Genomic DNA, 280 nt, shown 5'->3' with positions numbered 1-280 from the left:
GACAAATTCGGCGCAGGCGCTGCCGGTCTTGGCCTTGGCGTAGCCGGAAACGTTCAGGCGCGCGGCGTGTTCCGAGATCTCGGAGCAGACTTCGCCTTCAAAACCCGGACGGCAGTGCATAAAAAGGGTGTTCATCAACTCTCCTGGTGAATCAACCGGCTTGCGCTATCGCAATACCTGTCATGAAAACCCGCGCATGATAACGGAGTTCGGAACCTTGGACTTAACGATAGAGTCCAGTTATTAGCCTGCTAATGAAAACAGGGCTAACGTGTAAAGC

The 280-nt window shown here is 53.6% G+C and carries 1 protein-coding gene; it reads right to left on the bottom strand.

The features are described 5' to 3' along the window. On the bottom strand, positions 1–135 hold a 135-nt coding region (locus tag HWD97_RS24330; protein ID WP_371835821.1), incomplete at its 3' end, for a hypothetical protein. Positions 136–280: the final 145 nt, after the last annotated feature.

The organism is Ochrobactrum sp. C6C9 (assembly GCF_022627935.1).
Classification (GTDB): domain Bacteria; phylum Pseudomonadota; class Alphaproteobacteria; order Rhizobiales; family Rhizobiaceae; genus Brucella; species Brucella teleogrylli.
The sequence above is the reverse complement of the archived record's forward strand: the minus strand, read 5'-3'. Positions and strand labels throughout refer to the sequence as shown.